Raw genomic sequence first — 10,877 nt, forward strand, 5'->3', positions numbered from 1 at the left:
CCTTCCCTTCGGTATCTGCGACAAGCCCCTGCAGGCGAGTCAATTCAGCCAGGGGAACCTGACCGTCGAAGCGCCTTCGCGCTACGACCATCCGCCAGGCATCCAGCGTTTCGGGTACGTTCGCGGACATAAGCCGCCGAATATTAAGGATCGGCAGGTCGCGTGTCAAATGACTGCCATGAAAGGCTTGCTGTGGCTGGCGGTAGCGGGCCAGACTGCCGCGCCCCGCCCCCGGAATTCCCGCATGCCTGCCTTGGTCCTGGCCTCCACCTCCCGCTACCGCCGCGACCTGCTGGAACGGCTGGGCCTGCCCTTCGACTGCGCACGCCCGCAGGTGGATGAGACTGCGGAGGCCGACGAGGCGCCGCTGGCGCTGGCGGCGCGCCTGGCCAGCGCGAAGGCGGCCGMGGTGGCCGCCCGCCACCCCGGCAGCTGGGTGATCGGCTCGGACCAGGTGGCGGACCTGAACGGTCAGCCGCTGGGCAARCCGMGCACRGTCGAGGCGGCCTGCGCGCAGCTGGCGGCAATGTCCGGGCAGACGGTGMGMTTYCAYACSGCCATCAGTCTCAYCCGAGACGGAGAATMMCTTTCGGCRATSGATWYGACCCAGGTGCGCTTCCGCGCGCTGCAGGCGSCSGAGATCGCCCGCTACGTGGCCATCGARCAGCCRCTGGACTGCGCCGGCAGCTTCAAGTGCGAAGGCCTGGGCATCAGCCTGTTCGAGGCCATCGACAACCGAGACCCCACGGCGCTGATCGGGCTGCCGCTGATCGCACTGTGCGGATTGCTGCGCAGGGCCGGATTCGCGGTGCCGTAAAGTTGCCCGCCCGCAAGTACAGGGCCAAGCCATGCGTCGAGCCGAGTGCAGGCCCCTCACAGGGGGCACGAGGCCTCAGCGCTTTTCAACCACGAAGGGCTGCTCCTGCCACTGCTCCACGCTGCCATCGCGACCGTGCAGGCGCAGGCCCAGCCAATGTCGGCCAGGCGTCAGCGTGGTGGTATCCACTTCGGCATCAAAGCCGACCCGTGGATGCTGCGGGTCATTGGAATCGGACCAGAATGAGCGGATATCGTGCTCGCGGCCATAGCGTGCATCACCGATCGAACGCCCATCCACCAACACTTCGACACGCAGCAGGCCGGCGCCTTCCTTGAACGCCCAGCCCTTCACCGCCAACGTGCCCGACACTTTCTCAGCATTGGCCGGCGAGTCCAGGTAGGCCAGCGCAGGTGTCACGCACGCCCCCTGTGCGCGCTTTGCCGGCAGGCGGAACAGCAGGAAGCGCTGGAATCCGTGATCGTTGCTGACCACGCGTGGTGGCGGCAGCGGCCCTACCTGTTCACAGATGGCGTGATAGCGGGCGAGCAGATCGCGGAAACGCTGATCGCTGGGCGACAGCACCAGCAGCATCGGCACGTCGCGCTCGCCTTCATGCAACTGGTTCCATTGCGCCAACTGCGCGGTACGGCCGTGCTTGTCATTGAGCGGATGCGGCAGCACGTCGATGTCACCGCGGCCCAGCTGGAAGCCCAGTTCGGCACCTACCTTGAAGTTGCCGGCCAGTACGCGGCTGCCTTCAGGCATCTGCTGAAGTTCTTCGCGAACCGCAGCAGCCAGCGGCTGCCAGCCGGCGAAGTTGCGCGGGTAGTACTTGTCGCCGGCCAGTTGCTCGCGCAGCGATGACGAGGACGCCATCAGGTAATAGCCGAAGGCCAGCACCATGCCCAGCCCGGCCAGCCACCAGCCGGTACGCCGCAACCAGCGCGGCCAGCCGTTGAGTATCACCGGCACCGCTACCAGCAGGGCCAGGTAGCCCGGCAGCGGCCAATGGAAGCTGATGCGCTCGACGTCGGTGAAGAAGCCCAGTGCGAAGATACCCAGTGTCGACACGCCGCCGACCAGGCCGAAATAGCGCCACTGCACGCGCGCACCGCCGCCGCTGCGGGTGCCGGCCAGTGCAACTTTCCACATCGCGATGCAGAGGATGGGCGTCACCAGCATCGGCTGGATCACCAGGAACCACAGGCCGCTCCACTCGAACGCCCACGGATGACGCTCGACCACCTGGAACTTCAGTCCGGCATCGTGATTGTCGGCATTCCAGGCCAACAGCGGCAGCCATGCCACTACGCCAACGGCCAGGGCCACCCAGACGCGCGGATCGGCCAGCATGCGCCGGCCCTGCGGCAGCGCCAGCAGAGCAATGAAGCCGACGCCGATCACACCGATGAAGCGATAGTGGCTGAGCGCACCGATCAGCAGGCCCAGCGCCAACTTCACCGCCGAGGAAGCGTCGACGCTGCGCAGCAGGCGTGCGCCGGCGTCCAGGCACAGCACGGCTGCCAGTGCCATCGGCACATCAGGTACGGCCAGCAGGCCCAGCGTTGCCGACAACGGCATCAGCAGCGTCAAGCTGCCGGCCTGCCAACCGGCAACATTGCCGAACCAGCGCGCTGCAATGCGCGATACCAGCAGCGGCAGCAGTGCACCGATGGCCAGGAACGGCAGGCGCAGCGCAAGCACATGCTGGCCGCCAAGCTCCACACCCAACCGGGTCAACCAGGCCGTCAGCCCCGGCAGATCCGAATAGGCCGCAGCCAGATGCTGGCCTTCCTGCCAATAGAACGCCTCATCGACGAACAACGGCAGGCGTGCGGCCACGACCAGTTTGGCCGCTGTGACGAGCGTCCATAACCAGAGAAAAATCGTACGTGCGCGCTGTTCGCCCTGCATTGATGTATGGATAGAATCGACCGGTTACCGAACTTGAGACGACCATGACAGCTTCGTCCCCCATGCCCAGCATGCTAACCGATCAACTGCGTCAGTCCCTGCGCAATGCTCAGGACCAGGTCAACGCGCTGGTGCTGGGCAAGGTGCATGAGGTGCGGTTGGCCTTCGTGGCCCTGCTCTCTGGCGGCCACCTGCTGATCGAAGACCTGCCTGGTCTCGGCAAGACCACATTGGCCCACGCCTTGGCCAGCAGCCTGGGGCTGAGCTTCCAGCGCGTGCAGTTCACCTCCGACCTGCTGCCTGCCGACGTGCTCGGCGTATCGGTGTACGACGCCGGCAGCCGCCAGTTCCAGTTCCATCCCGGGCCGGTGTTCACCCACGTGCTGCTGGCCGACGAAATCAACCGGGCGCCGCCGCGCACGCAGAGCGCCCTGCTGGAAGCGATGGCCGAGCAGCAGGTCACCCTCGACGGTCAGACACATGCCCTGCCCGATCCGTTCTTCGTGATCGCCACGCAGAACCCGGTGGATCTGTCGGGCACCTTCCCGTTGCCCGACTCGCAACTGGATCGGTTCCTGCTGCGGCTGGCGATGGGCTATCCCAGCGCACAGGCCGAGCGTGAACTGCTGCGCGGCAGCGATCGTCGCGACCTGATCGCCCGCGCGCTGCCGCAGCTGGACGACAACCAGGTACGCGCCCTGCGCGAAGCGGTCGGCCAGGTACATGTCAGCGATGCGCTGGTGGACTACGTGCAGGCCCTGCTGACCCGCAGCCGCCAGCATGCCGGCGTACGCGTGGGATTGTCGCCGCGCGCCGGCCTTGCCCTGCTGCGTGCCGCCAGGGCACATGCGCTGCTGCTCGGCCGTGGCCACGTCGTGCCCGAAGACGTGCAGACCCTGTTCGTGGCGGTGGCGGGCCATCGCCTGGTGGGCGAAGCCGAGTCCAGCACAGGGCCGGCGCTGGCACGGGCGATCCTGCAGACCGTCRCGGTCGATTGAAGATGGCATCGCATGCCCGGCGACTGCTGCAGATGGCACGCCCGCGTACGCCCGAGTCGTTGCCGCAGCGGCTGGACCGCCGGCGCATCTATGTGCTGCCCACCCGCTTCGGCCTGTTTGTGGCCTGCCTGCTGGTCGCGATGCTGCTGGGCGCGCTCAACTACAACAACAATCCGGCCCTGTTGCTGGCGCTGCTGCTGACCGCAGCCGCGATCGCCAGCACCATCGCCGCACACCTGCAGCTGTCGGGCGTACAGATCGATGCGATCTCCGCCGAGCCGGTGCCGGCCGGGCAACCGCTGCGCCTGCGCGTGGACCTGTCGCTGCGCGACCCACGGGCGCGCCACGGCCTGCACCTGCAATTGGGGAACAGCGAAGCGTGGCTCGACCTGCCCGCGCACGGCCGCGGCGAAGCCGCGCTGGAAGTGCCCAGCGAACGCCGTGGCTGGCTGGAGCTGCCTCGCATCCGCCTGTCCAGCACCCAGCCGCTTGGCTTGGTCAGGGCGTGGTCATGGGTGTGGCCGGAAGAACCCCTGCTGGTCTACCCGCTGGCCGAAGCGAAGGCACCGCCGCTGCCGCAGCAGGGCAGCGATCCGCTGCACACCCGCGCCCATGCCAACGGCGAGGAACTGCACCAGCTGCGCCCGTATCGCGCCGGGGATCCCCCCCGCAGCATTGCCTGGAAACACTCGGCGCGCCGCGACACGCTGCTGGTACGCGAGTATGAAAAACCGATAGGCATCGAGGTCGTGCTGGACTGGCGCGCGCTGGCCCCCTTGGGCCAGGAGGCCCGCATCGCGCGGCTGGCACGCTGGGTGGACAGCGCCGAGCGCGAAGGCCGTCGCTATACGCTGCTGCTGCCGATGCAGCCACCGCTCGGCCCCGGCCAGGGCGCCGGCCACCACCATCTGTGCCTGCGCGCGCTGGCATTGCTTCCCCATGACTGAGCCTGCCCTGCTGCTGGACCGCAACACCCGCACGTGGACGCTGGCCAGCGCCGCACTGGCCTTGTTGCCGCTGCTGCTGCAGCTGCCCACCGCATTGGCCACGTTGATCGCCGTGGCGGCGCTCGTCAYCGCAGCACTGTCACAGCGCGGCGTGCTGCCGATGCCGGTGCGGGTACTGCTGGTGCTGGGCATGCTTGCTGCCATCGTCTGGCAGATGGGGGCGGTGCGCCCCGGCCGGGATACCGGTTGCGCGCTGCTGGCGGCGATGCTGGCCATCAAGTCCAGCGAGCTGCGTACCCTGCGCGATGCACGCAGCCTGCTCGGCTTTGCCCTGTTTTCACCGTTTGCTGCCTTCCTGCTCGACCAAGGGCCGCTGACCACCGTGCTCGCGGTGCTGGCCGGCGTCAGCGCCCTGATTGCGCTGCAGCGCCTGGCGCAGGGTGAAGGCCGCAGTGCGCCGCCGCCGCTGACCACGCAGTTGCGCGGTGTCGGTCGCCTGCTGCTGATCGGCCTGCCGCTGGCGCTGGCCTGCTTCTGGCTGTTCCCGCGGTTGGCCACGCCGCTGTGGGGCATTCCCGAACGCGCCGTCGGCACACCGGGGCTGTCGGACACGATGGAGCCGGACAAGTGGCTGGACCTGATGGCCGACGACACCCCGGCCCTGCGGGCGCAGTTCTTCGGCGCGGTTCCAGCGCCGGCACAGCGCTACTGGCGCGGGCCGGTACTGACCCAGTTCGATGGGCATGTCTGGCGACGCGACCGCCGTACCGAAGGTCTGCCGCCAGCCATCGTGGAACACGGCACGGAGGGCTGGGACTATCAGATCGATTACGAACCCACCGACCGTCGCCAGCTGGTCGCGCTGGATCTCCCTACTGCCGCACCAGAGGGCAGCCGGCTGGATGCAGCCCTGAGCCTGAGCAGCGACCGCGCATTGTCCGCACTGAGCCGGTGGCGCCTGCACTCGGCTCCGCCGCAGCGCTTCGATGCCACGCTGTCGTCGTACCAGCGTCGCGCTGCGCTGCAGTTGCCGGAAGGCTTCAATCCACGCACGGCAAGCCTGGCCCGACAGTGGCGGCAGGAGGCGGGCACCGATGACGCCGCCGTGGTCCGTCGCGCCCTGGCGTGGATCACCGCGGACTTCTCGTACACGCTGGCAACACCGGCCCCCGGGCGCGATCCGGTCGATGCATTCCTGTTCGACTACAAGGCCGGCTACTGCCAGCATTTCAGCTCTGCCTTCGTGGTGCTGATGCGCAATGCCGGCATTCCCGCGCGGGTGGTCACCGGGTTCGCCGGCGGCACGCGCAACCGGATCGGCGACTACTGGGTGCTGCGGCGGATGGACGCCCACGCCTGGGCTGAGGTGTGGCTGCCGCAACGCGGCTGGGTACGCATCGATCCGACAGCGGCAGTAGCACCCGAGCGCATCCTGGACACGCTCGACGATCGCCTGCAGGCCGGGGCCGATACCGGCCTGCAGCACCGCTGGCTGCAGCTGGGCCAGGTCGGCGACTGGATGCGCAAGGGCTGGAACGAACTGGTGCTGTCCTTCGACGCGCGCCGCCAGCAGCAGTTGCTGCAACCGTTCGGGCTGGACGACCTCGGCCCTGGACCTGCGCAGGCATCGCCCGACTTCCGGAGCCTCCCCATGAATACCAAGTTCCTCCTCACCGCCGTGGCCGCCCTGGCCTTGTCGGCCTGCGCCACGGCCCCCAAGCCGCTGCAGGGACAGTTCAGCCTGGTTTCCCCGCGCGACTCGGTTGCCACCCAGCAGGTCGGCACGCCGGTGCGCTGGGGTGGCCGGATCATCGAAACCAAGCCCGGCCAGGGCGAGACCTGTTTCCAGATCATCTCGCGCCCGCTCAACGGCAGTGGCCGCCCGAACACCACCTCTTCCGATGCCAGCGACGGCCGCTTCATCGCCTGCCGCGCCGGCTTCTACGATCCGGCCGTGTTCGAAGCCGGCCGCGACGTGACCTTCATCGGCAAGATCGATGGCTACGCCAACACCCGTATCGGCGATTACGACTACCGGCTGCCGAAGCTGTCTGCCGACGTGATCTACCTGTGGCCGGAGCAGCGCCAGGTCGATGTGGTGCCCTACCCCTACGGACCGTGGGGCCCGGGCCCGTATGGCCCGTACTGGGGCGGTTACCGCGGCTGGGGCTGGTGGTAGTCCAGGCCCGGTACGCATGATGCACAAGGCCGCCCATCGGGCGGCCTTTTTTCATCCACGCCAGGCGTGGATCGACAGCGCACCAACAACAGTAGATCCACGCCATGCGTGGATGGCCGCCTCAACGCCCTGGCGTACCGAAGTGGCCCAGCGGCGCGCCAGCCAGCAGATGCATGTGGATATGGAACACGGTCTGCCCGGCATCTTCGCGGCAGTTCATCACGATGCGGTAGCCGTCCTGCGCGAAACCTTCCCGACGCGCGTACTCGGCGGCGGCCAGCGCCAGCTTGCCGATCAGGTGCGCCTGCGACGGCTGCAGGTCATCCAGGGTCGGAATGATCTCGTTCTTCGGAATGAACAGCACGTGCACCGGCGCCTGCGGTGCGATGTCCTTGAACGCCAGCACGTCGTCGTCTTCATAGACGATGGTGGCCGGGATCTCGCGACGGATGATCTTGCTGAAGAGGGTTTCGCTGCTCATGGTCGGCCTCGGCGGGGTGTTTTCCGCATTGTAGGCCGGTAACGCCGGGGCATGCCCGGCATCGACTCAATCGCGCACTTCGCTGCGGGTGCCGAACGCGTGCGACAGCGTGCCGCGATCGACGTACTCCAGCTCACCACCGAGGGGCAGGCCCTGGGCCAGTCGACTCGGCCGCACCTGGCGGGCACGCGCCAGCTGCGCGAGATAGTGCGCGGTAGCTTCGCCTTCGACGGTGGCGCTGGTGGCAATGATCAGTTCCTGCACCTCCGCCTCGGCCAGGCGCTGTTCCAGCTGCTCCAGACCCAGCTCGCGCGGGCCGATGCCATCCAGCGGCGACAGGCGCCCCTGCAGCACGAAGTAAACGCCGCGATAGCCGGTGGCGTTCTCGATCGCCAGGCGGTCAGCCGGCGATTCCACCACGCACAGCTGGCTGCGCTCGCGGCTGCCATTGGCGCAGGTCGGGCACAGCTCGGTTTCGCTGAAGTCGCGGCACTGCGCACAGTGACCGATGCGTTCAACCGCCTGCGCCAGCGTCTCGGCAAGGCGTTTGCCACCTTCGCGCTCGCGTTCGAGCAGGTGGTAAGCCATGCGCTGCGCCGTCTTCTGGCCTACGCCAGGCAACACCCGCAGTGCATCGATCAGTTGTTCAAGCAGGGGTGCGGACACGGCGGCGTGTTCTGTGGAGCCGAGCGTGCTCGACTGGAAATTGCGGGCAATCGAGCACGCTCGACGCTACACAGTGCATGGCACCCGGCAGTGCGGGTGCCAGACCGGACATCAGAACGGCATCTTCATGCCCGGCGGCAGCTGCATGCCGGCAGTGGCCGAACCCATCTTCGACTTCGACTCGGCGTCGATCTTGTTCGATGCGTCGTTGAAGGCGGCGGCGATCAGGTCTTCCAGCATTTCCGGATCACTGGCCAGCGACGGATCGATGCGTACCTTGCGGCACTCCTTGGCGCCGGTCAGGGTAACGCTGACCATGCCGCCACCGGCGCTGCCGGTCACTTCGATCTTGGCGATTTCTTCCTGGGCCTTCTGCAGGTTTTCCTGCATCTTCTGGGCCTGCTGCATCAGTTGGGCGATATTGCCGCGCATGTCGTCTTACTCGTCAAAAGAACGGATGGAATCGGAAACAACCCGGGCGCCGTGCTGCTGGATCAGCAGCTGGACTTCCGGGTCGTCCATGAAAATGGCCTCGGCAGCCTGCTGCCGCTCGCCACGCTGGCGGTCGGCGCGCTGGTGCAGGGTCTCCGCCGGGACCTGCTCGGTTTCCACGGTTTCGACCACGATCTTCAGCGCGTGGCCAAGGGACTTTTCCAGCACCTCGCCCAACGCTGCCAGCGCGCGCTCGGAGCGCAGGTATTCAAATCCGGGCGAAAGGCCCAGTTTCAAGACCCCATGCTGGCAACTGATGAAGGCCGCATTGGCCGCAAGCTGTCGCGACGGACCGCTGAGGCCACTGTTGGCGATCAGGTCGAGCCAGTCTTCGGCACAGGCCAGGTCACTGACACTGCCTGCCGGCGAGGCTTTTTCCTTTGCCGCAACCGGTGCCGGGGCGATGTCGATACCCTCGGCACGGAACGAACGCTCCGGCGCGGCAACAGCCTCTGCAACCGGCGGTGAAGCCGGCGCCGGCGGCTCGTGCCACGGCGCGACCATGGCCGCGTCGGGCGTTGCCACCTCGGCCGCCAGCGCTTCATCGCGCGCGCCAGCCGCGTCGGTCGCCCACGGCGGCAGGTCATCTGCCTCGGCAGGTGCCTTGGGCGTGGCCGCCTCGGGAGCCAACTGCGCCTTCATCGGCAGCGGGGATCCGGGTTCCTCGACCGGAGCCGGTTCAGGATCCGGGGTCGGATCTGGTTCCGGGGTCGGCTCGGGCTCCGGCTCGGGTTCGCGCTGTGGCGCCGGGTTCGGCGTCTGCGCGGTCGCCTCCGCCAACACGGGTGCCGCAATTGCCTGGGTGACCGCTGCGGCTTCTGGCGCCGCAGCAGCGGCCGGTGCAGCTCCTTCGTGGCTGCCAGCAAGGCCGCCCCCGGTCTGGCCCGTACCGGTCGGTGCGCTGCCACCGGAGGATTCCGGAGTACGCGGCACCGACGGCACGGCAGCCGCAGGGCGGAACGCCAGCATGCGCAGCACGGCCATTTCAAAGCCGGCGCGCGGGCTGGGCGCCAATGGCAGATCGCGACGACCATTCAGGGCCATCTGATACCAGAGCTGGACCACTTCCGGGCGCAGGCGTTCAGCAAACACGCTGGCATCCAGTCCCTCGGCAGCGGCGGACGCGCCCGGCACCAGTTGCTGCACCTGGATGCGGTGCAGGCCCTCGGCCAGCGCATCGAGCACCCCGCTCCAGTCCGGCGAGAACTCGGCCAGTGCCGCGACCACCTGAAGCAGGCGCGGGCCATCGCCCTCGGCCAGGGCATCGAGCATGGCCGCCACCTGGGTGCGGTCGACCGTGCCCAGCATGGTGCGCACCACGTCCTCACGCAGCGCACCGCCGGCATAGGCAATGGCCTGGTCGAGCAGCGACAGGCCATCACGCAGGCTGCCGTCGGCGGCCTTGGCCAGCTGCACGATAGCGGTCGGATCCGACTCGATCTCCTCGGCGGCGAGAATGCGGGTCATCTGCCCCTGGATCTGATCTTCATCCAGGCGTTTGAGGTTGAACTGCAGGCAGCGGCTGAGCACGGTGACCGGCAGCTTCTGCGGGTCGGTGGTGGCCAGCAGGAACTTCACATGTTCCGGCGGTTCTTCCAGCGTCTTCAGCAGCGCATTGAACGCGGCCTTGGACAGCATGTGCACCTCGTCGATCAGGTACACCTTGTACTTGCCACGCGAGGGCATGTACTGGGCGTTCTCGATCACCTCGCGCACATCGTCCACGCCGGTATTGGACGCGGCATCGATTTCCAGCAGGTCGATGTAGCGACCGGCGTCGATGTCCAGGCAGGCCGCACACTGGCCGCAGGGATCGGCACTGGTGCCCTGCTCGCAGTTCAGCGACTTGGCGAAGATGCGCGCGATCGTGGTCTTGCCCACGCCGCGGGTACCGGTGAACAGGAACGCATGGTGGACCCGGCCGCTGTCGAGCGCATTGCTGAGCGCACGGACCACGTGTTCCTGGCCCACCAGCTCGGCAAAACGCTTCGGACGCCACTTGCGGGCAAGGACGAGATAGGACATCAGGCCACCGTCTTCCATCGGATGTTCCATTGTGCCACGCCTGTCCAGCCCTCTCGCCCTGCAAACCAGTGCTTGTGTCCTGCCGCTGCGCCCGCTAGAATCTGCGCCCCTGCTGAGGCGTTTGCCGATGGCAGGGATCCGGAGAGGTGTCCGAGTGGTTGAAGGAGCACGCCTGGAAAGTGTGTAAGCGTCTAAACCGCGCTTCGGGGGTTCGAATCCCCCTCTCTCCGCCAGATAAATAAAAAAGGCTGCCCTTCGGGCGGCCTTTTTTATTTATCTGGCGGGGGACGCGAAGTGCGCTGCGCGCGCTTCGCCCCAAACGTTGCTGCGCAACGTTCGGGCCCCTCCCTTCGCC

The 10,877-nt window shown here is 67.5% G+C and carries 9 protein-coding genes, 1 tRNA gene and 2 pseudogenes; 6 read left to right on the forward strand and 6 right to left on the reverse strand.

Going from position 1 to position 10,877, the window contains the following annotated elements; all coding sequences use genetic code 11:
- Nucleotides 1-130: pseudogene (locus AC1VAN_RS07910) on the reverse strand (YceD family protein); the annotation flags it as partial.
- A gap of 114 nt (nucleotides 131-244) precedes the next feature.
- On the opposite strand from AC1VAN_RS07910, the gene AC1VAN_RS07915 reads away from it, so the two are divergent.
- A complete protein-coding gene (locus AC1VAN_RS07915; RefSeq protein WP_480985582.1) occupies nucleotides 245-817 on the forward strand; it encodes a Maf family protein in 573 nt (190 codons plus the stop codon).
- Between the two features lie 75 nt (nucleotides 818-892).
- On the opposite strand, the gene AC1VAN_RS07920 is transcribed toward AC1VAN_RS07915, so the two are convergent.
- On the reverse strand, nucleotides 893-2,734 hold the full coding sequence (locus AC1VAN_RS07920; RefSeq protein WP_480985583.1) for an ArnT family glycosyltransferase: 1,842 nt from the start codon (nucleotides 2,732-2,734) through the stop codon (nucleotides 893-895).
- Nucleotides 2,735-2,778: 44 nt separating this feature from the next.
- Between AC1VAN_RS07920 and AC1VAN_RS07925 the strand changes: the two genes are divergently transcribed.
- From AC1VAN_RS07925 to AC1VAN_RS07940, 4 genes and pseudogenes are all read left to right on the forward strand, one after another.
- Nucleotides 2,779-3,732, forward strand: coding sequence for an AAA family ATPase (locus AC1VAN_RS07925; RefSeq protein WP_480985584.1), 954 nt, complete (start codon nucleotides 2,779-2,781; stop codon nucleotides 3,730-3,732).
- Nucleotides 3,733-3,734: 2 nt separating this feature from the next.
- Nucleotides 3,735-4,679: a DUF58 domain-containing protein gene (locus AC1VAN_RS07930; RefSeq protein WP_032977361.1), complete on the forward strand. Its 945-nt coding sequence runs from the start codon at nucleotides 3,735-3,737 to the stop codon at nucleotides 4,677-4,679.
- A pseudogene (locus tag AC1VAN_RS07935) lies at nucleotides 4,672-6,285 on the forward strand (transglutaminase TgpA family protein); the annotation flags it as partial. The gene AC1VAN_RS07930 and the pseudogene AC1VAN_RS07935, both read left to right, overlap by 8 nt.
- A 45-nt stretch (nucleotides 6,286-6,330) precedes the next feature.
- Entirely contained in the window at nucleotides 6,331-6,858 is a 528-nt protein-coding gene (locus AC1VAN_RS07940; RefSeq protein WP_025879379.1) for a Slp family lipoprotein, read from the forward strand.
- Nucleotides 6,859-6,979: 121 nt separating this feature from the next.
- Here AC1VAN_RS07940 and AC1VAN_RS07945 read toward each other — a convergent pair whose 3' ends face one another.
- From AC1VAN_RS07945 to dnaX, 4 genes are all read right to left on the reverse strand, one after another.
- The gene (locus tag AC1VAN_RS07945; protein ID WP_032977365.1) at nucleotides 6,980-7,339 is read right to left on the reverse strand and encodes a histidine triad nucleotide-binding protein; all 360 of its coding nucleotides are present in this window, start codon (nucleotides 7,337-7,339) and stop codon (nucleotides 6,980-6,982) included.
- A 66-nt stretch (nucleotides 7,340-7,405) separates the two neighbouring features.
- On the reverse strand, nucleotides 7,406-8,005 hold the full coding sequence (recR, locus tag AC1VAN_RS07950) for a recombination mediator RecR (protein ID WP_025879377.1): 600 nt from the start codon (nucleotides 8,003-8,005) through the stop codon (nucleotides 7,406-7,408).
- A 111-nt stretch (nucleotides 8,006-8,116) separates the two neighbouring features.
- The gene (locus tag AC1VAN_RS07955; protein ID WP_025879376.1) at nucleotides 8,117-8,437 is read right to left on the reverse strand and encodes a YbaB/EbfC family nucleoid-associated protein; all 321 of its coding nucleotides are present in this window, start codon (nucleotides 8,435-8,437) and stop codon (nucleotides 8,117-8,119) included.
- Between the two features lie 6 nt (nucleotides 8,438-8,443).
- Complete coding sequence (gene dnaX / locus AC1VAN_RS07960) at nucleotides 8,444-10,540, reverse strand: DNA polymerase III subunit gamma/tau (protein WP_478013615.1); 2,097 nt, start codon at nucleotides 10,538-10,540, stop codon at nucleotides 8,444-8,446.
- 122 nt (nucleotides 10,541-10,662) lie between these two features.
- Here dnaX and AC1VAN_RS07965 point away from each other — a divergent pair.
- Nucleotides 10,663-10,755 (forward strand) — tRNA-Ser (locus tag AC1VAN_RS07965).
- Nucleotides 10,756-10,877: the final 122 nt, after the last annotated feature.

The sequence above is a fragment of the Stenotrophomonas sp. 05L44_2 genome, assembly GCF_056665995.1.